Genomic DNA, 18,711 nt, shown 5'->3' with positions numbered 1-18,711 from the left:
CGCTGCAACCCGGTTCAGGCAATGGCTTTGTCCATAGCAACAGTCTGGTGGGTCGTCTGTTCTATTGTGAACCGAATGATGGTCGCCCCGTTTTGCAGCGGACTGACAGTACAGTTCAATCCGGTTCCGTCTCTCATTGACATTGTTGCTGACCACTGTGCACGATTATCACGCATCCCGACAAAGTCACGGATCTCACCCAACACTGGGGTAGCGTCACACAATTCCTGCCACTTACGTGTTACGTCCAGAACTGTTGCTGGCTCGAACCCCGCTTCTTCCGTCTCGCCCCACAATGTCTGATAGGCGGCGTTGGTCTGTGCCAATGTTCCGTCATTTGAAAAGACGGCGATTGCGTCCGTGAGGTTATCCAAGATGGATTGCATAAGATCCATTTCTGACCGAAATCTGCGGGTTAGCGTGATTTCGGCTGTGATGTCCTCGAATAAAAAAGCGACAGCTCCGTCAGGGTGCGGGCGACCGCTGACAGAATAGACCGAACCGGACGACAGAGACCAAGTTTCCTGATAATTTCCGTCTTGCGCGGCCTCAAGCAAGTCATTCATCTGACGCCGCCATCCGCGGTAATTCTTTGGTTCAGGCATCATGTTTTGATCACGCAATCGGTCGAAAAAGCTGGAGAGACTGGGGCGACAGCTGAGGAAGTCCGGTGACAAGGCAGTTAAGTCGGTAAGAGCGGGGTTGAACAACGCCAGCTGCCTGTTCCGGTCAAATATAGCTAACCCGATCGACAGTTGCGCGAATGTCTTTGTCATAGTCTGCACAAATTTACGCTGCGCCGCCTCGGCCTCGACAATAGCATTAACATTCGTGGCGTAATTCAATTGACCTTCTTCACTGTCTACAAGCATCAAATCGAACCAAAGCTTGTTCTCGTTGCCCTTGACCGAAACCGACACGCGGGTTTTGCTGCTCAAGTGATCTTTGCTTTGAGCCTTTGGGAAAAGCGGCTTCGTTAAGTCGGCTTCCTTTCCTCGCACTTTGCGCACCAAGGAGACGTAAGCCGAGTTGCACCATCGAACAACGTTGAATTCATCCAGCAACCAAACCGGGTAAGGTGCCTGGTCCATCGCCATTCGGGTTGGATCCGTCAGTTCACTGCGAACCAAAGTCGCACCGCTTTGTTTGTCGCGAAGTTGCACCCGGACTATACCGTCAATCCATTCACACAAAACCTCTCGGTCCATCGTGCAATCGAGCGCAGCGACAATCATGTTACCCTTGCGGCGCACGGTTTCGGATGTCTGGGGAAAGGTTGGGAAATCTCGACTTAGGAGACGGTAGAGATCCTGCCAGTTATTGACGGCCTCATACCCGGCCAATGCAATGTCCGAGTGGCTTATCAGGCGGTCGCCGTCGAATAGGAATACGGTGTCGAACAAAGAACTCCGCGTGGCCAGCCCATAGTCGTTAATCCGCGGCAATCGTCTCGGCAAAAGCCATTGCAGCGCGAAACCCGCCGACACCAAACTGATCGCGGCCAGAATGATCCAGTCAGCCATGGAGTTGACATCCTTTGAGCCCAAAGGCCCCTCTATGAATGTCAAAGGTTAATGATACCCTAATTTATATCTGAAACGGTTGATTGGCGCCGGATGGCACAGGTGAGTCGCCTGTTTGTGCGTCTATCAGCCTACGCGGCCAAATAACCTGAACAATGGCGCCACGCCGCTCTGGGTCGTTGGTCAGATTTTGATAAGGGTCGGCGCCGTTGGCAAACTTTAAATCAGCGCCACTTCTTTCCAAGAGGGTTTTCGCAATGAACAACCCCAAACCCATGCCCTCATATTCCGGGCGGGTAGTTCGATCAGACTCGGAACGCCGTCTCCGCATAAACGGATCGCCAATCCGCCCGATTATGTGAGAGGGATACCCGCGACCGTCATCCATAATCGATATCATGATCCAATTCGTTGTCCATTCCGCCTCGACCCAGACATTTGTTTGCGCGAAATCAACGGCGTTCTGGATCAAGTTTCGCAGACCATGGATGATTTCTGGTTTGCGCAGAATTGCGGGTTGTTGAACATCTGCATCCCCAGCGGGACCTTCGCGAAAATGAATCGATTTGCCCCTGTTTACATGCGGCTCCGCCGCTTCGTGTATGACCGCAGAAAGCGGGGCTTGCCGCAGATGCAGATCATCTTTCCCTGCCCTGCCCATGTCTCTGAGGATGTCGCGACACCGATTTGCCTGTTCGCGGATCAGCGCTGCGTCTTCCTTCAGGTCGGGACGATCTTCGAGCTCTTCCAATAACTCTGAACTGGCTAACTTTATCGTGGCAAGCGGCGTACCCAATTCGTGTGCGGCGGCCGCCACGACACCGCCCAGATCGGTCAGTTTTTGTTCGCGGGCAAGGGCCATGTGGGTGGCTGACAAAGCCTCGGACATGGACTGCACCTCTGAGCTGACGCGGTGCGAGTAGGCCCCGAGGAAAACAATAGCAATCACAATCGCGGACCAATTACCGAATAAAAGGATGTCGGGCATATCTAAAACCAGCCCAACATTGGTGCGCAATGGTAAATGGAATTGCGCCAGCAGAGTTGTCAGAACGATTGCTACTGCCCCGACGATCAGAGTTGAGCGTGTGCTCATTACATTGGCCGAGATTGTAACGGGACCCACCAGAAGCAAGGCAAATGGATTGTTCAGTCCGCCCGTCAGATACAAAAGAAAAGACAATTGCAGCAGATCGAAAAGCACCATCAGGAAATTTTCGAATTCAGACAGGCGTTTGTTTTCTGGAAAAAGAAGGATTGCCGTCAGGTTGCCCATAACCGATACGCCAACCGCGAAATAGCACAAACCAAGCTCAAGCTGAACATGATAGGTGTGTTGGGCTACCGTGATCGCCGTGACCTGGCCAATAATAGCAACCCAACGCAGCAAAATCAGTGTCCGCAGGCGGATCCAACTACTGCGTTCCTGCCCGCGCCAAAGACTGATGCTGGAATTTGCCATTGGTCAATTATGTCCTGTTGCGTCGGATGCTTATCTTGATAGGTGTCCCGGTTGAAACGATCAACAACCCTTGAATCAGGATAATTGCCATGATCCGCCTTTACGCAATACTTGCAGCCGTCGTACTGGCCGTTGGATTAGGAGCCATGTGGTTGCTGACGACAGGAGGGAAAGGGGATGACAAATTCGCTCAATGCCGTGCTAGCCAGATAGCTGGCGGCGCTGCAGCAATAGGCGGCCCATTTCAACTGATCAACGCCAAAGGCGAAACGGTGTCCGATACTGACGTGATCACAGAGCCTACCCTTGTTTACTTTGGCTATACTTTCTGTCCTGATGTCTGCCCATTTGACATGTCCCGTAATGCCGAGGCCGTTGATATTCTGGCGGAACGCGGCTTTTCGGTGACGCCGCTTTTCATTTCGATTGATCCAGATCGCGATACGCCTGAGGTGATCGGAGACTACGCTTTCAATCTCCATGAACGTATGATTGCGTTGACCGGATCACCTGAACAGGTAAAGGCCGCTAGCCAAGCATATAAGACTTACTACAAAGCTCATGACAAAAGCGACGAGTATTATCTGGTCGACCATTCCACCTTTACTTATCTTGTTACCCCACAGGACGGGTTTATTGAGTTTTTTAACCGCAACGATACAGCAGAACAGATGGCTGAAAAGGTCAGCTGTTTTCTAGAAAAAATGTGATTTTCAGCGGCTAGTTTGACCTTTGTCATGGCGCTGCTATTACTCATAATTAAGCCAATTGGCGTGAAATAGCGGAAAGACCCTAATATGGCAGACAGTTCCGAGCTTGACATCGGCCCCGACAAATCCTTGCTTTTGGTAGACGATGACGAGCCTTTTCTGAGACGTTTGGCCAAGGCCATGGAGAAACGAGGCTTTGAAATCGAGACTGCTGGCTCGGTTGCAGCTGGCCGCGCCATTGCGACGGCTCGGCCTCCTGCCTACGCGGTAGTTGATCTACGATTGGAGGATGGAAACGGCCTGGATGTCGTGGAAGTTCTGCGAGAAAAGCGGCCAGATTGCAGGGTCGTAGTCTTGACTGGATACGGCGCCATTGCGACCGCGGTTGCCGCGGTAAAGATTGGGGCCACAGATTACCTGTCAAAACCTGCCGATGCCACCGACGTCATGAATGCTTTGCTGGCCAAAGGTGATGAGTTGCCTCCACCGCCTGAAAACCCCATGAGCGCCGATCGGGTACGTTGGGAACATATCCAGCGCGTTTATGAGCTATGTGATCGGAACGTCAGCGAGACAGCGCGGCGTTTGAACATGCACCGTAGGACGTTGCAGCGGATTCTGGCAAAGCGCAGCCCACGTTAGTACAGTCTTTTTGGCATAGCCTTCATTTGAGTCGCTATCAACGTGACCATTCCTGAGTGCGCGGCTGCCTTCGAAAAATACCAAACGGTCAATCTTGATAATCGCTAAGATCTTCCGGCGCATGTAACAATGTGCTCTCGTACTTTTTTAGGTCATCGAGCATATTGAGCCATGGCAATTTGCTATGATAGTTGACGTGAAAAGCCGGTTCAAAATCCTCGGGGTTTTCCATCGAAGCCGCGTAAAGGTGCATTCCCCCTTTGTAGTGTTGTGCTTCGAAACCTAGCGGTGAACCGCAATCGGCGCAGAAATGTCTGTATACGCCTTTGGAGCTTTCGAAGGTTTTTGGGGTTTTCCCGGTCCACCTAAAGTTTTTCAAGGGAACGCCGAGCCACGCAACGACAGGGGCCGCGCAATTTCTGCGGCAGTCGTCACAATGGCAATAACAGCCCCAAGAAATTTCTTCGACAAATTCCCAACTGGTTTTCTTGCAAAGGCAATGGCCCCTGGTGGTCATCCGATGCTCCATTTTTTGTTGATAAAGCATCCCATGATTTACTTACTTCGACGCCGCCAAACGGACGTCTAGTTGCCTGATTGCGACATTGGGTCAAAGGTCTTTGTTGGGTCCAAGCCGACGGCGGAGTAATTTGATTTGCTAGAGGGACGCGATCAACTGTTTGTGTCGTTCCATATATGCCCGCCGCACTTCGATTGGCGGACGCAGTTTGATCAGCGATCCTTCAATAATTGCCTTGTCCGGGCGGCCGAAGAATTTTGTGGCCTCGGCTTCAGAAAACCCCGCGATCTGGGTGGCTTCCATCCAGGCGCTGATTTTGTCAGCCTTTTTAATTTGCGCTTTCACAGTTTTTGGAACCGACGCAGGCAGGCCGAACCGGATGTGAATTGCCGTGGCAAGTCGGTCGTCCAGCTCGCCGTATCCCGGTCCGACGGCTGACTTTACTGGCGAAATCATATCCCCGATCACGTACTCCGGTGCATCGTGCAACAATGCGGCCAACCTCCATTTGACTAGTGAATTGGGGGCGATGCGACTAAAAAGTTCTTCGACCAGCAGGGAGTGTTCAGCTACGGAATAAGCAAAATCACCGTGTGTTTGACCATTCCATCGTGCAACAAATGCCAACCCATGGGCGATATCTTCGATCTCGATGTCCACCGGTGTGGGGTCCAGCAAATCCAACCTGCGACCTGACAGCATCCTTTGCCATGCTCTTGGTTGTGTTGCCATTCTGCCATGCCCCTTGATGTCCGACGCGCAAGCCCGGTGTTTTTATGATATGATGTACCTGTCTGGATCACTGGCTGCCAACTATTTCTTGAGCATTCGTGCTTTGAATTGGCGCGATATGATCCCGACATAATGGACTGAGGGGGGCGCAGGCTCCTCCCGGTTGCGCCCCTCTCGAAACGAAACACGTATCGAAAGGAGCGTTATATGTTCAAGCGTTTGTTTGGAATTGTCCTGACTTTCGGAATGGCCGCCGCAGCGCCTCCGGCTTTTGCCCAAAATTGTGCAGAGCGCGAGCATCTCATAACCAAACTGCAGAACAGCTACTCAGAGAAGTTGGCCTTTGGAGGGTTGCAAAAGACGCGTGGTGCGCAATCAGTTATGGAAGTATGGACTTCGGAAGAAACCGGAAGTTACACGGTCTTGGTGACCCATGCGAATGGCATTAGTTGCATAGTCGCAGTCGGCACCGACTTTTTTGAAGCCACCAGCAAAGAAACGCCCGACGGCATCCCTAGCTGATTTTTAGTGACCCGTAGTCGACATGACGTTGTTTGTGATCACTTCAAAATCATTTTTGAATTTGCCTAGATAACGTTGGGTCCTTGATGCTGAAAGAAGATGTTTTATCAAAATTTTGCGCATCTTTGTGCTATTCAAGGCCATTGGCCCATTATTCTTCCGAAATATATTTTCATCGGGAAAATGCACATCGGAGAACGCTTTCATAGTCCTCGCAAAGCGTGGACTAAGCTCGCCTCTTGGATCTTTCCAAGGTTTGGTCTTGCCAATGAAATGAACTAAATGCGGTTCGATCTGCATGGCAAAGAGCTGCGAAGACCACGTAAACTGCCAATTCCACATCGGGCTTATTTCTGCCCAATCCCCTTGTAAAACTGCGTTATACAGGTTTTGGTCATGGCGGATCATAACGTCGGCTTTTGCCTTGCCCAGTTCCAGGCATTTTTTTAGCAAGCCCTGATTGTTGTAACGATTTACATCCATCAGTATCACACCGGCATTGAAGTATGGCGCCGAGCGCAGCGCTAAAATTCTGAACTGTTTAGGTTTTCGACCAGGCGTACGCCACTGAGTGTTATCGCGCACCGCTGCAATTGGGTGTGGTGCAATGTCCACGTCCATCAAAGCGCTAAAGTTTCCGCCTTGGACAAAAATATCGCTGTCCAGATACAGAATGCGATCATATTCGGCGGAAAATGCTGGGGGCAGTGCAAGGCGCAGATAAACATCATGACTTTTGCCGGGATCAAGCCTAAGACCCTGAAAAAGGTTTCCTGTATCCACGTGACAGAGCCGAATGTTCAGATGTTCAAGTGACTTTGGAATTTCAACCGGTCGCTCACCATAGCAGATGCAAATATCGAAATCTCGATTCGAATGCAGAGAAGCGATTTGGGACGCGGCGTGTGCGGCAAAGACCAAATAATTTTGGTCACAGCAAAATATGATCGCTTTGCGAAACTGTGCGGGTGCGGAAGACGTTACATTCAGCTGTTGAATTTCTTGTTCCATATAGACGTCTAAGGTCGCGAGGATATCGGACCCGATCAATTTTCGTATATTCGAATTTGCCGGATCGAATTCGCATTGCGAGACCATGATGTCAATGTTAGATGCCTCGGTCAGGTTATACGGAGGCGTGCTATGGGCAATGACTACGAAGTAAAAGACATTTCGCTGGCTGAGTTTGGCCGAAAAGAGCTGGATATTGCTGAAACAGAGATGCCTGGCCTTATGGCGCTGCGCGCTGAATACGGCGACCAGAAACCCTTGAAGGGCGCACGGATAGTTGGCTCGTTGCACATGACAATTCAAACTGCGGTACTGATCGAAACGCTCGTCGCGCTTGGGGCCGACGTGCGCTGGGCGTCGTGTAACATATTCTCGACACAGGACCATGCCGCGGCCGCGATAGCAGCAGCAGGCATACCAGTGTTTGCCATCAAAGGCCAAACGCTTGAAGAGCACTGGGATTACCTGGACAAATCGTTCTTGTTCGAAGAAGGCCCAAACATGATCCTGGACGATGGCGGTGACGCGACATTGTACATTCTTTTGGGCGCGCGGGCGGAGGCAGGCGAAGAAATTATCGCTGTTCCAAGCTCAGAAGAGGAAGAGGTGATCAAGAAGCAGATCGCCAAACGGATGGCAGCGTCCCCGGGTTGGTTTGCTAAGATGCGCGACCAGATTCAGGGTGTTTCTGAGGAAACTACCACCGGTGTGAACCGACTGTATCAGCTTTTCAAAGACGGCCATCTTCCCTTCCCGGCAATTAACGTAAATGACTCGGTAACAAAGTCGAAGTTCGACAACAAATACGGTTGCAAGGAATCGCTGGTTGACGGTATCCGCCGCGCCACAGACACAATGATGGCTGGTAAGGTCGCCGTAGTTTGTGGTTATGGGGATGTTGGCAAAGGATCTGCCGCGTCGTTGCGCGGTGCAGGTGCCCGCGTTAAAGTAACTGAGGTGGATCCGATCTGCGCCTTGCAAGCTGCGATGGACGGTTTCGAAGTTACCCTGCTGGAGGACGAAATAGACAGCGCCGATATCTTCATTACGACCACGGGAAACAAGGACGTAATCCGCATCGAACATATGCGTGAGATGAAGGATATGGCCATTGTCGGCAATATTGGCCACTTCGATAACGAAATTCAGGTCGCCAATTTACGCAACCACAAATGGACCAACATCAAAGAACAGGTAGACATGATCGAAATGCCTTCTGGCAACCGTATCATTCTGCTGTCCGAGGGTCGCCTTTTGAACCTTGGAAACGCGACCGGTCACCCCTCTTTCGTTATGTCTGCATCGTTTACCAACCAGGTTTTGGCGCAGATAGAGCTATTTACCAAGGGCGACCAGTACGAGAACAAAGTCTATATCCTGCCCAAGCATCTGGACGAGAAAGTCGCTCGGCTTCACTTGGATAGGATTGGAGTGAAGTTGACTCAGATGGATAATGAACAGGCAGCTTATATCGGCGTGAAACCAGAAGGCCCGTATAAGCCTGAGCACTACCGCTACTGATAAATAGTTATCCGAAATAGACGGCGGCTGACTTGGTCGCCGTTACAAATCAACATCATCGTAGCGAGGGAAAAAACTCGCCTCGGCCGCCTGGCGTGAAGTCGAGGATGTTCCAAAGCGACCACGCCGAGTCCACGTGACGTGGATGCCAATCGCTGGGCTCGAAGAAAAGTTCAGAACTCCAAAAGTGGCGTATGCCGTCGTTACCGCGCTGAAAGATGTTCAGGATCGGCAGTTGGCTCCCATCCTGAGTTTCTGCCAGATAATCGCGTTGATAGTCAGTACCTTTTGCGGAGAATAGCGACAATTCGCTCCAACCCATTCGAGATTTAAGTTCAACTAACTTTTCCGCCGTGTTTTGAGCGACAATCGCTAAGCTTATCTTTTGTGAGATATGCGCGATCTGACCATTTAGCCCGTCAAGAAAAGCTGAACACATTGGACAAGGCGCGTCAGCGGTTGGTCCGTACATCAGCGAGTAGATGGCAAGGGTGTCATGCGAACCAAATAGTGACGACATAGGCGCAGTCTCACCTTTCTCGGTCCGAAACACATAATCCGAAGGAACTGCTCCGCCCTTTGGCAGGTTGCGACGCAGTTTCGCGACATTTTCTATTTGAAACCTCAAATCGGCTTCGGCCGCGAGCAAGGCGTTTCGAGCGGATCGGTATTCGGGGCTTTCATTTGGAAGCGTAACTGGCATGACTACCTCTCTGGGCATGGCAGGATTTTTAATTTAACTTTTATGTTAAATAATTGATGAAGAATATTCAAGCCTGACCCAAAAACAGTTTTTCTTGAATGATTGAACTTTTTTTCCCATTCGAGAAAATTTCCCTAGGAACAAATAAGAATTTGAAAAATATATTGAATATGGACGCACCCCGAAAAAAAGTACATGTGATCTGACCTTTGGAAAAAAATTTTAGCGTTGGTCCATCGAATTTCCACTAGTGACGGAAACAAAGATTTCCCTCTCGGCAGTAACAGAAAATAGCCGAACTAATGCTGACAAAAGCAGGCTGAAAATTGAATTTTAGTGAATTCTTACGGATTTGTTGTTTGTGCCTTTAGCCGTTGATCAGCTAAGGTCAACACATGACCAGGACGGTCAGAACCAGAATAATCCAATCGCGTGTGGTGACTCGGGAGCGCGCGGGGGTAGGGAAGGTTTTGAAAGTTCAGGATCTTCCCTTTTTAATCAGCCAGAGTTTGACCAAGGTTGCAAATTACAGCCCACTCGGAACCAGTCACGGGCTGCACAGAAAGTCGCGAGTTTTTAACCAAAACCATCTCAGATAGCCGTTCATCGGCTTTAATCTGGTCTAATGTCACTGGCGCAACGAATGGTCGGACTGCTTTTATGTCCACACACTCCCAGCGCTCGTCATCGGTTGTGCTGTCCGGATGCGCTTGGGCGCAGACTTCAACAATCCCGACAATCGCCTTGTCTTTTTGCGAGTGGTAAAAAAAACCGCGGTCGCCAACATGCATTTGACGCATAAAGTTCCGCGCCTGATAATTTCGAACGCCATCCCATTCCTCACCAGAATCGCCTTTGGCGACCTGTTGATCCCAACTCCACGTCGAAGGCTCGGATTTGAATAGCCAGTATGCCATCAGCCTATCACCTTTTTCCATGGGATTAGCTCTACGGAATAAAACAACCCAGCCTTGGCATAAGGATCGTTGTCGGCCCACGTCTTCGCAGCATCCATATCTTCCACATCCAAAATGATCAGCGAACCAATCATAGCATCGCCGTCCAACAACGGGCCAGCCTGGGAAACAACTCCTGTTTCTTCAATATACGACAGGTGAGCCGAACGGTTATCAAGGCGGGTTTGCAACGCGCCCTCTTTGTCACGGGCGATCAACGCAATTAGCATCCTATTCCTCCTTGAGTGGGCGACTAAGCAGAGTGCCAATCGCGTCGTTTACACTGTATTTTCCGATACTAAGTTCTGCCACCGTTTGGCTTATCGGCATTTCCAGCGCTTCGGTCCGTGCGATTTCCGCAACTGCGGTCGCTGTGGCTACACCTTCGACTGTAGTTGATTGGTCGAAGGGTCGATTCTGACCCAAACACAGCCCAAAACGGTAATTTCTAGACAGTTCCGACGAACAGGTCAAAACCAAATCACCTAGTCCGGACAAGCCCATCAATGTTTCAGACCTTGCGCCACGCATCAACGCAAAGCGCAGCATTTCAGCAAACCCTCTTGTCATTAGCGCCGCTCGCGCACTGTCGCCCAGACCTGCTCCGATGGAAGCGCCACAGGCTATGGCTATCACGTTCTTTAGGGCGCCCCCAAGTTCTGCGCCGATCAAATCGTTGGTGCGGTACAGGCGCAAATTGGACGTAGTTAGGTCGGTCTGCAGGTTTTTCCCAAGGTTCTTGTCCGCGCAAGCCAAAGTCAGCGCCGTAGGTAGACCGCGTGCGATGTCGTCTGCAAAACTTGGTCCGGTCAGAAGGGCAGCGCAGGAATTGGGTGTTACTTGCTTGATAATAGATATCGGACCGACCCCGGTAGCCAATTCTATTCCCTTGCAACAGGCCACCAGTGTCTTGCCATCCAGTGCAGAGGCTTGTTCAACTAAGGCTTCCCGCATTTTTTGCATTGGAACAGCTAATAAGACGACATCGGAAAGGGCAGCTTTCTCTATGTCAGCAGTTACATCGATTTCCGAGGGAAGGCGCACGCCGGGCAAATGGGATTTGTTTTCCCGCTCCAATAGCATTGTCTGCGCTTGTTCGTTATTGCGCGACCAAAGGGTGACCTGCCCATTCTCAGCAAGTGAAACCGCCAATGCGGTTCCAAATGCACCTGATCCCAGGATTGAAATGCTCACGCCTTAGCACCTTTTTTGCCACCGCCCAAAATCGAAGGGCTGTTCTGATCCAGTGGCCAACGGGGCCGAGCGGAAAGCTCCATTCCATCTCTGGCGCCACGGCGAAATCGCTCCAACCCAGCGAATGCAATCATGGCAGCGTTATCAGTGCAAAGGCTCAACGGGGGGGCAATGAATTTTGCACCAGACTCCACAGCAACAGTCTCTAAACGAGCGCGAATCGCGAAATTCGCTGCCACTCCTCCGGCCACCGCTATGACCGGCTCTGGTGGACTCTCAGCCATGTATAATGCAATGGCCCTTCGGGTTTTTTCCGACAGAGTTTCCACTACAGCCTGTTGAAATCCGGCGCATAGATCTGCGCGGTCGCTTCGCATCAAACCGCCCTTTTCAAGAACGACCAGATCGCGCAAACGCAACAAGGCCGTCTTAAGGCCAGAGAAAGAAAGATCACAACCTGGTCGATCCAGCAGAGGACGCGGAAAATGGAAACGGTTTGGATTTCCCGCCCGAGCCTCAACCTCTACGCTTGGGCCTCCGGGTTGAGGCAGTCCCAGCAACCGCGCGGTTTTGTCGAAGGCTTCGCCGGGTGCGTCGTCGATTGTTCCGCCCAACCGGGTAAATTCTTCGGGCCCTCTGGCAATCAGGTACTGGCAATGCCCGCCTGAAACCAAAAGCATCAGATAAGGAAAGGCAATCTTGTCGGTCAGGCGGGGCGTTAGCGCATGGCCCGCAAGATGGTTAACGCCGATCAAGGGCAGGCCGGACGCCGCGCTTAGACCTTTAGCGCACATCACGCCTGACATAACCCCACCTATCAGGCCGGGTCCTGCTGTAACAGCTATGGCATCCATGTCCCGCAAACTCAGCCCCGCAGTGTCCAGTGCCTGTTTTACGCAGATGTCTAACTTTTCCGTGTGCGCCCGGGCAGCGATTTCTGGCACTACGCCGCCGAATGCACTGTGAAGCTCGGTCTGGCCATGCACGATGGAAGATAAAATTTCCGCAGGCTCGAAGTCAGTTTGGCGCACGACAGCGGCAGCTGTATCATCACAGCTGCTTTCCAATCCAAGGACGGTAAGTGTTTGCACCATTGACCTGATCCGTTGCATCATGATTTCAAAGCGGGGTAGCACCCTGCGCGGACGCAAACAATCCCAAGGCCGAAGGCGCCGCCTGTTGTACCTTTTGATGACCCGCCCTCGCGCCGCCTCGGAGAGGTTCGTTGCGCAGCTTCCGACCCGCGCCAGATCGCGTGTCACTGTGATTCATTCCCCTTTACTTGAGATACGGCCGCTTGAGGTTCAAGTGGCGACAAAAGGAATTCGGGGTTTGATCTTCACATCGGCAAACTCGGTGAATGCAGCGGTATCCTTGGGGGTGGACCGAAAACTACCTGCGTATTGCGTTGGGCCTGCCACCACTGGAACTGCAAAAGGCGCGGGATGGATGGCCCAGATGGTTGGCGCGACGGCTGAGGAACTGGTGGCAAACCTGTTACAACTTAGACCCGAAAGCCCACTTTTGCATCTGCGCGGGGAACACAGCCGCGGCAATGTCGCCGAACGCCTAACCGAACTGGGCCTGACCACGTTCGAACAGCCGGTCTATAGACAAAGGCTCCTGCCGCTCACCCCCCAGGCCGAACAAGCTGCCCTTGGTGACGCACCCGTTTTAGCGCCGATATTTTCGCCACGGACCGCGCGACAATTTGCCGACGTCTGGGAAGGTTCTGCGCCTTTATGGTTGGCCGCTATTAGCGAAGCGACGGCCGACCCCCTTAGAACGTTGACGTTCCGGCGCCTGAAGATTGCTAAAGAACCCACGCCCAAGAAGATGAGTAAGGCCGTCAAAAAACTTGTGAAACATGCCTTGCGGGTTGAGGGTGCGGCTGGCGCGGATTAACTTGGGTGCGTCTGTAGTTCGGGTGTTTTTAGAATCGATAAGGGGATTGTGACGGTGGCTGGTAAAAAGAAGACTGATCAGGAACCACTGGAAGACCCCAATTTAGAAGAGCGATTGGAAGTTGATCCATCGGCTTCTGATCCTGCAGCGGACGATCAGTCGATTGAAAACCAAGAGAACCCGGAAGAAATCACTTCCGAAGCCGAAGCCGAAGCCGAAGCCGAAGCCGAAGCCGAAGCCGAAGCCGAAGCCGAAGCCGAAGCCGTTGAGGAAAAGACCATTGAGCGCCCCGTTGAAAGACGAGGCGGGTTTGTTCCTGCGCTGATTGGTGGCGTGATCGCGGCGGCGATAGGGTTCGTCGCTGGGCGCGGAGATTTTTTGCCCGGTGGTTCAGATCCGACAGACGCGATTGCGACGCTTGAATCGAAATTGCAGGACCAATCCGCTCAAATAGAAAAGCTTTCTGGCGCACTGACCGACGGTTCGGATTTGTCCGCTCTAAAGGATCAGTTGACGGCTCTGACTGCTAAATTGCCACCAATTGAAGCAGATTTGGACAGCGCAAAATCCAATATCGACGAACTGAATAGCAAGTTAGACCCTCTGGCAGATCGTTTGGCCGAAATGGAGAAACGACCAATCACCCAAGGTGCCTCGGCCGAAGCAGTTGCCGCTTATGAGGCAGAGCTCAAAAAGCTGCAGCAATCGCTTGCAGCGCAAAGGGCGGAAGTCGAAAAGATGGTTTTGGACGCCCAAGCCCTAGAAGCAAAAGCGGCCGCTGAAGCACGTGCAGCCACCAACACGGCAACGTTGACTCGGCTAAAAGGAAAACTGGATACCGGACAACCTTATACGGATTTAGTTACCGAACTTCAGTCGGGGGGGTTGACGGTACCGGATGCACTGATTGCGACTGCTGAAAAAGGTGTGGCAACTACCTCAACGTTAAACGCGTCATTCCCTCCGGCGGCCCGAAAGGCGCTGGCGGATGCGCGCGATGCGGAAAAGGGCACTGGTTTGGTCGCATTTTTGCAGCGTCAGACGGGTGCACGGTCGGTAACGCCACAGGATGGGGACGACCCGGATGCAATTCTTTCGCGCGCGCAGGCGGCACTCTCAAATGGAGATGTTTCTGCCGCCCTAAGCGAACTTGAATCCCTGCCTGAATCGGCTCGAAGCGCGATGGCGGGTTGGGAAGAGGCCGCTCAGACCAGAGTTGCCGCAGTGGACGCCGCAAATACGCTTGCTTCAAGCGTAAACTCGAACTGAAGGACCTGCCATGCTTTGGTCACTGTTAAAGATCCTTGTTTTTGTTGCGATTATCGGCTTGCTGGCCATAGGTGCTGGGTTTCTGATGGAATCCAGCGGAGGCGTGCAAGTCACCGTGGCAGGTACGGAGTACACGCTAGGGCCCCTGCAATCAGTCATCGCGCTGTGCCTTCTTGTTTTTGCGGTCTGGCTGTTCTTCAAATTGCTTAACTTGCTGATTGCGACCCTGAAATTCCTTAACGGAGATGAAACTGCCTTGTCGCGATACTTCGACCGCAGTCGGGAACAGCGTGGTTATCAAGCTTTGTCTGATGGAATGATGGCGCTTGCCTCGGGCGAGGGTCGGGCAGCTATAACAAAAGCGCAAAAAGCGGAACGCCTGCTGAACAAGCCTGAATTGACCAATTTGCTGGTTGCGCAAGCTGCCGAAATGAACGGAGATACCAAGAAAGCCTCAGAGACGTACAAGAAGCTGGTTCAAAACAATGCGACCCGTTTTGTCGGCGTGCGGGGTATTATGAAACAGAAACTGGCAGAAGGCGACGACGAAACCGCCCGGAAACTGGCGGAAAAGGCACTTGCTTTGAAACCCCGCCATGAAGAGACACAAGACGTCCTGTTGAACCTGCAGACCAAGGCGCAAGACTGGGCAGGTGCCCGCTCGACGCTGACTTCCAAGCTAAAGGCCGGGTATTTGCCTCGGGATGTCTTTAAACGGCGCGATGCGATTCTGGCTCTTTCCGAAGCTAAGGATATTCTGGACGACTCTGCATCGGTAGAACAGCAGGAACACGCAATTGAGGCCAATCGGCTTTCACCAGACTTAGTTCCCGCCGCTGCAATGGCTGCGCGGGCTTATATCGAAAAGGGCAAACCGCGTTCTGCATCGAAGATCTTAAAAAAAGCGTGGGAGGTTCAGCCCCATCCTGACCTTGCCCATGCATTTGCGGAGATTGAACTAGATGAAACCCCGGAGCAGCGCATCAAGCGGTTCACAGCCCTTACCCGGGTCCATCCTCAGGATCCCGAGACTCGTTTAATTTTGGCCGAGTTGAATATTGTTGCCGAGGACTTCCCGGAAGCCCGGCGCGCGTTGGGCGACCTGATTGAAAATCAAGCAGACGCCCGGGGCTACACCCTGATGGCTGCAATCGAACGGGGAGAGGGTGCGTCGGATGCGGTCGTGCAGGGTTGGCTTGCAAAGGCGCTGAACGCTCCTCGTGGTCCGCAGTGGGTTTGTAACAACTGCCATGACATTCAGCCAGAGTGGGGACCTGTTTGTCAAAACTGCAACAGCTTTGACACGCTCAGCTGGCAAACTCCGCAAACGCCAGAAATTGCCACGGCGACAGGTGTTCACATGTTGCCCCTAATCGTTGGGACGATTGAGGACCAGCCTGAACCGGAGCCTGAGGAAGCGCGCGAGGATGACGAACCCGAGGTCGATGAGGTGATTGAAGCGAATGCTGAGCTGGTTGAGGCCGAGAAGCAGTCCTGACCTGTGCTAATGTTTTGACGAACCAGCTTGCATAACGCTGCGTGGCCGGCGAGTTTCTTTCGCTTCACTCATGGCTTTGGTGAATCTACCTGACCGAGACTTTTTGAAACGGTTGGGGCGCCAATCGAACGAGAACAGCAAACGGGTCCGCAGGAACGAGGCGAGGCATATTCAGATCTTATTCTGTAAATACTAGATCGCTGCGGTTAACTGCTTCGGCTATGAAATACAAACTGCAAAACAAGACATTCTCGTTCTGTATTTTCTTTAATTTTTGAGTGAAGTGAAAGCGGAGAAGCTCTTTTCGGCTTTCTGAAACGCGCTGCGATCGCAGCAGTTCCGTCATAGTGACAACCAGGTTCGGGATCGCTCGCGAAGCCGTAAGTCCGCCATACAATGGCGGTGCCCAATTGTCGCATTCAAATCTGTTTGTTAACGTCCCTCTCTAAGGGGGGTGTAAGCCCGTATGTTGGACTACTCACATAACGCCATTTTGGTAGTGGCGTCGCTTGGCGTTGCATTGATGGCCGGGTTCACTGGGCTGTATTTGACGCATGGCGCGAACAGGCTGGACAGCCAAAGGCGCAAGTTTGTCGTCGCGCTGGCTGCGGTCATCCTGGGCGGTGGTATCTGGTCCATGCATTTCGTTGCGATGCTAGGTCTGCAATTACCAATCTTGTTTTACTACGACGCGCTTGTCACACTGATTTCGGCGTTGGTTGCCATTCTGATGGTTGGCCTCGCACTTTTGCTGCTTCATTTTCGGCGGCGCACGATGCAAACAATCGTTGGCGCAGGTGTCATTGTCGGCATGGGGATCGTCGTGATGCATTACGTCGGCATGGCCGGAATGCAACTGTGTCGTCCGGTCTACAGTATTTGGGATGTTGCAATCTCGACTGTCGCGTCGGTCGTCCTGTCTGTGCTGGCGATATGGGTTGCTTATGATAACCGCACACAGCGCAATATTTTGCTGGGGACCGTTTGTTTCGGGGTCGCGGTTTTCACCATGCATTTTGTTGCAACTGGATTGACTGATTTTGTCGTCAGTGACGTTCCCAGCGGCGCCGGACCAGAGTTAAATAATCAGGTCCTGGCGATGGGAGTCACGGTTTCAGTATTCTTAATTTGCTCGGCATTTTTGTTAACCGGCATCACCTTCATTGGCCCAAGCCAGGAGGCTGAACCCGCCGGAGACTCCGAGCCTGCGCATGAGCCAGAATTATCGGTTTTGCGCGCGGGCGTTCCGTTCGAGCGGGAAGGTCAGACTTTCTTTGCTGAACCCTACCGTATCGCCGCAATTCGCGCCGAAGGCCACTACACCATCCTTTACATGGATTCTGAAAAATTATTTTGTCCGTGGTCAATTACTGAGGCTGAAACACGCCTTTTATCGGACGGCTTTCTGCGGGCGCATCGCAGCTATTTGGTTAATCCAAAACATGTGTCGTGTTTCGAGCGTCACAAGGACAACGGAACCTGTTATTTTGACGGTGTCGAGGCGTTGACAAAGGTTCCAGTGAGTCGCTCACGCCTAGCGGATATTCGCAGCGCGTTGGGATTGTGATCGCAACTCGTGCAGCCCATTCGCATTTCGTGAAACAGACGGCGTCCCCTGTTCTCGTGTGCTGGAACGTATGAGCCATTAAGCTTTTTCCTTACTCTAGGGAGTTTAAGGCGTTTTGCCGTACCCAGGGAGGAAAACATGATACCAGCCGGTTTTGAGTACCACCGGCCAGGCGACATTGCCTCGGCTATTGGCATTCTACAGGAACACGGAGACGAAGCTCGCGTCATAGCTGGCGGGCACAGCCTTATTCCTATGATGAAACTGCGAATGGCAGAAATGGGCCATCTCGTTGATCTTCAGGCGATCGACGAACTCAAAGGGATAGAAGTGGGTGCCGAGTCAGTCACGCTTGGCGCGATGGTAACCCAGCATGAGTTGATAACTCATGAAGGTCTGGCATCCGCCATTCCGTTAATTCGCGATGCCGCGCTCCAGATCGCGGACCCTCAGGTGCGCTACATGGGAACGGTTGGTGGAAACGTGGCCAACGGTGATCCGGGCAACGACATGCCGGGATTGATGCAGTGTTTGGACGCAACGTTTGAACTCAAGGGCCCCGACGGAACACGTAACGTAGCAGCGCGTGACTTTTACGAAGCTGCATATTTTACCGCGCGCGAGGACGAGGAAATTCTGACGCGTATTTCGATACCTATACCGGGCCCCGGTGTCGGCCAAGCCTACGAAAAGCAGAAGCGCAAGATTGGAGATTATGCCACAGCTGCGGCGGCGGTCTTGGTCGGTAATGGCAAAGCCTCGGTCGCCATGACCAATTTGTCCGACACTCCGATCTGGTCTGCAGAAGCCAGCAACGCACTTGCCGGGGGCGACGTCGACGGTAGCGTCAGCGCGATGCTCGATGCAATTGACCCTGTCGCCGACAACCGCGGACCTGTGGAGTTCAAAAAACACGTAGCTGCTGTGATGTTGCGCCGCGCCATTGGCCGGGCGCAAACCCGCGCGGGCTGAGGGG

General features: G+C 52.4%; 19 protein-coding genes. 9 read left to right on the top strand and 10 right to left on the bottom strand.

The features are described from left to right. Positions 1-14: 14 nt before the first annotated feature. Positions 15-1,523: a PAS-domain containing protein gene (locus AC2FNV_RS10005; protein WP_170606553.1), complete on the bottom strand. Its 1,509-nt coding sequence runs from the start codon at positions 1,521-1,523 to the stop codon at positions 15-17. Between the two features lie 64 nt (positions 1,524-1,587). Further along, positions 1,588-2,985, bottom strand: a complete 1,398-nt coding sequence (gene regB / locus AC2FNV_RS10000) for a sensor histidine kinase RegB (RefSeq protein ID WP_170481116.1) — start codon at positions 2,983-2,985, stop codon at positions 1,588-1,590. 89 nt (positions 2,986-3,074) lie between these two features. Between regB and AC2FNV_RS09995 the strand changes: the two genes are divergently transcribed. Continuing rightward, on the top strand, positions 3,075-3,695 hold the full coding sequence (locus AC2FNV_RS09995; RefSeq protein WP_170606555.1) for an SCO family protein: 621 nt from the start codon (positions 3,075-3,077) through the stop codon (positions 3,693-3,695). A gap of 87 nt (positions 3,696-3,782) precedes the next feature. Beyond that, positions 3,783-4,337, top strand: coding sequence for an ActR/PrrA/RegA family redox response regulator transcription factor (locus tag AC2FNV_RS09990; protein ID WP_170481122.1), 555 nt, complete (start codon positions 3,783-3,785; stop codon positions 4,335-4,337). Between the two features lie 88 nt (positions 4,338-4,425). Here the strand turns inward: AC2FNV_RS09990 and AC2FNV_RS09985 are convergent, their stop codons facing one another. Further along, positions 4,426-4,854, bottom strand: a complete 429-nt coding sequence (locus AC2FNV_RS09985) for a GFA family protein (RefSeq protein WP_170606557.1) — start codon at positions 4,852-4,854, stop codon at positions 4,426-4,428. Positions 4,855-4,995: 141 nt separating this feature from the next. Beyond that, positions 4,996-5,589: an HD domain-containing protein gene (locus AC2FNV_RS09980; RefSeq protein WP_170606558.1), complete on the bottom strand. Its 594-nt coding sequence runs from the start codon at positions 5,587-5,589 to the stop codon at positions 4,996-4,998. A gap of 207 nt (positions 5,590-5,796) precedes the next feature. Here AC2FNV_RS09980 and AC2FNV_RS09975 point away from each other — a divergent pair, with 207 nt between their 5' ends. Then, complete coding sequence (locus AC2FNV_RS09975) at positions 5,797-6,111, top strand: hypothetical protein (protein ID WP_170481131.1); 315 nt, start codon at positions 5,797-5,799, stop codon at positions 6,109-6,111. Between the two features lie 3 nt (positions 6,112-6,114). Here the strand turns inward: AC2FNV_RS09975 and AC2FNV_RS09970 are convergent, their stop codons facing one another. Continuing rightward, positions 6,115-7,122, bottom strand: coding sequence for a glycosyltransferase family 8 protein (locus AC2FNV_RS09970; RefSeq protein WP_254442569.1), 1,008 nt, complete (start codon positions 7,120-7,122; stop codon positions 6,115-6,117). A gap of 132 nt (positions 7,123-7,254) precedes the next feature. On the opposite strand from AC2FNV_RS09970, the gene ahcY reads away from it, so the two are divergent. After that, entirely contained in the window at positions 7,255-8,643 is a 1,389-nt protein-coding gene (gene ahcY, locus AC2FNV_RS09965; protein WP_170481134.1) for an adenosylhomocysteinase, read from the top strand. 55 nt (positions 8,644-8,698) lie between these two features. Here ahcY and AC2FNV_RS09960 read toward each other — a convergent pair whose 3' ends face one another. The 5 genes from AC2FNV_RS09960 to tsaD form a co-directional block, all read right to left on the bottom strand. Then, a complete protein-coding gene (locus tag AC2FNV_RS09960) occupies positions 8,699-9,346 on the bottom strand; it encodes a DUF899 family protein (RefSeq protein WP_496773168.1) in 648 nt (215 codons plus the stop codon). 494 nt (positions 9,347-9,840) lie between these two features. Further along, on the bottom strand, positions 9,841-10,263 hold the full coding sequence (locus AC2FNV_RS09955) for an EVE domain-containing protein (RefSeq protein ID WP_170606562.1): 423 nt from the start codon (positions 10,261-10,263) through the stop codon (positions 9,841-9,843). Further along, complete coding sequence (locus tag AC2FNV_RS09950; RefSeq protein WP_170606564.1) at positions 10,263-10,532, bottom strand: YciI family protein; 270 nt, start codon at positions 10,530-10,532, stop codon at positions 10,263-10,265. Before AC2FNV_RS09950 ends, AC2FNV_RS09955 begins: the two co-directional genes overlap by 1 nt. Before the next feature lies 1 nt (position 10,533). Then, a complete protein-coding gene (locus AC2FNV_RS09945) occupies positions 10,534-11,496 on the bottom strand; it encodes an NAD(P)H-dependent glycerol-3-phosphate dehydrogenase (RefSeq protein ID WP_170606566.1) in 963 nt (320 codons plus the stop codon). Next, positions 11,493-12,590, bottom strand: coding sequence for a tRNA (adenosine(37)-N6)-threonylcarbamoyltransferase complex transferase subunit TsaD (tsaD, locus tag AC2FNV_RS09940; protein ID WP_170606643.1), 1,098 nt, complete (start codon positions 12,588-12,590; stop codon positions 11,493-11,495). Before tsaD ends, AC2FNV_RS09945 begins: the two co-directional genes overlap by 4 nt. A 97-nt stretch (positions 12,591-12,687) precedes the next feature. Here tsaD and AC2FNV_RS09935 point away from each other — a divergent pair, with 97 nt between their 5' ends. From AC2FNV_RS09935 to AC2FNV_RS09915, 5 genes are all read left to right on the top strand, one after another. Next, positions 12,688-13,401 (top strand): uroporphyrinogen-III synthase, encoded by a 714-nt coding sequence (locus tag AC2FNV_RS09935; RefSeq protein ID WP_170606644.1) that lies wholly within the window; start codon positions 12,688-12,690, stop codon positions 13,399-13,401. Positions 13,402-13,455: 54 nt separating this feature from the next. After that, positions 13,456-14,670 carry a COG4223 family protein gene (locus tag AC2FNV_RS09930; RefSeq protein ID WP_496773165.1) on the top strand — a complete coding sequence of 405 codons (1,215 nt, stop codon included), beginning with the start codon at positions 13,456-13,458 and terminating at the stop codon, positions 14,668-14,670. A gap of 10 nt (positions 14,671-14,680) precedes the next feature. Further along, positions 14,681-16,168, top strand: coding sequence for a heme biosynthesis protein HemY (locus AC2FNV_RS09925; RefSeq protein WP_170606570.1), 1,488 nt, complete (start codon positions 14,681-14,683; stop codon positions 16,166-16,168). A 466-nt stretch (positions 16,169-16,634) separates the two neighbouring features. Beyond that, positions 16,635-17,735, top strand: a complete 1,101-nt coding sequence (locus AC2FNV_RS09920) for an MHYT domain-containing protein (RefSeq protein WP_170606572.1) — start codon at positions 16,635-16,637, stop codon at positions 17,733-17,735. Positions 17,736-17,873: 138 nt separating this feature from the next. Further along, a complete protein-coding gene (locus AC2FNV_RS09915; RefSeq protein WP_170606574.1) occupies positions 17,874-18,707 on the top strand; it encodes an FAD binding domain-containing protein in 834 nt (277 codons plus the stop codon). The last annotated feature ends 4 nt before the right edge of the window (positions 18,708-18,711 follow it).

This window comes from Ruegeria sp. BHSA163, from assembly GCF_059613365.1.
Note: the sequence above shows the minus strand (reverse complement) of the source record. Positions and strands in the feature narration are given on the sequence as shown.

Coding starts and splice junctions, on each gene's coding strand:
- AC2FNV_RS10005 (WP_170606553.1), bottom strand. CDS start 1,523: ATGGCTGACTGGATCATTCTGGCCGCGATCAGTTTGGTGTCGGCGGGT.
- regB (WP_170481116.1), bottom strand. CDS start 2,985: ATGGCAAATTCCAGCATCAGTCTTTGGCGCGGGCAGGAACGCAGTAGT.
- AC2FNV_RS09995 (WP_170606555.1), top strand. CDS start 3,075: ATGATCCGCCTTTACGCAATACTTGCAGCCGTCGTACTGGCCGTTGGA.
- AC2FNV_RS09990 (WP_170481122.1), top strand. CDS start 3,783: ATGGCAGACAGTTCCGAGCTTGACATCGGCCCCGACAAATCCTTGCTT.
- AC2FNV_RS09985 (WP_170606557.1), bottom strand. CDS start 4,854: ATGACCACCAGGGGCCATTGCCTTTGCAAGAAAACCAGTTGGGAATTT.
- AC2FNV_RS09980 (WP_170606558.1), bottom strand. CDS start 5,589: ATGGCAACACAACCAAGAGCATGGCAAAGGATGCTGTCAGGTCGCAGG.
- AC2FNV_RS09975 (WP_170481131.1), top strand. CDS start 5,797: ATGTTCAAGCGTTTGTTTGGAATTGTCCTGACTTTCGGAATGGCCGCC.
- AC2FNV_RS09970 (WP_254442569.1), bottom strand. CDS start 7,122: ATGGAACAAGAAATTCAACAGCTGAATGTAACGTCTTCCGCACCCGCA.
- ahcY (WP_170481134.1), top strand. CDS start 7,255: ATGGGCAATGACTACGAAGTAAAAGACATTTCGCTGGCTGAGTTTGGC.
- AC2FNV_RS09960 (WP_496773168.1), bottom strand. CDS start 9,346: ATGCCAGTTACGCTTCCAAATGAAAGCCCCGAATACCGATCCGCTCGA.
- AC2FNV_RS09955 (WP_170606562.1), bottom strand. CDS start 10,263: ATGGCATACTGGCTATTCAAATCCGAGCCTTCGACGTGGAGTTGGGAT.
- AC2FNV_RS09950 (WP_170606564.1), bottom strand. CDS start 10,532: ATGCTAATTGCGTTGATCGCCCGTGACAAAGAGGGCGCGTTGCAAACC.
- tsaD (WP_170606643.1), bottom strand. CDS start 12,590: ATGGTGCAAACACTTACCGTCCTTGGATTGGAAAGCAGCTGTGATGAT.
- AC2FNV_RS09935 (WP_170606644.1), top strand. CDS start 12,688: ATGACCCGCCCTCGCGCCGCCTCGGAGAGGTTCGTTGCGCAGCTTCCG.
- AC2FNV_RS09925 (WP_170606570.1), top strand. CDS start 14,681: ATGCTTTGGTCACTGTTAAAGATCCTTGTTTTTGTTGCGATTATCGGC.
- AC2FNV_RS09920 (WP_170606572.1), top strand. CDS start 16,635: ATGTTGGACTACTCACATAACGCCATTTTGGTAGTGGCGTCGCTTGGC.
- AC2FNV_RS09915 (WP_170606574.1), top strand. CDS start 17,874: ATGATACCAGCCGGTTTTGAGTACCACCGGCCAGGCGACATTGCCTCG.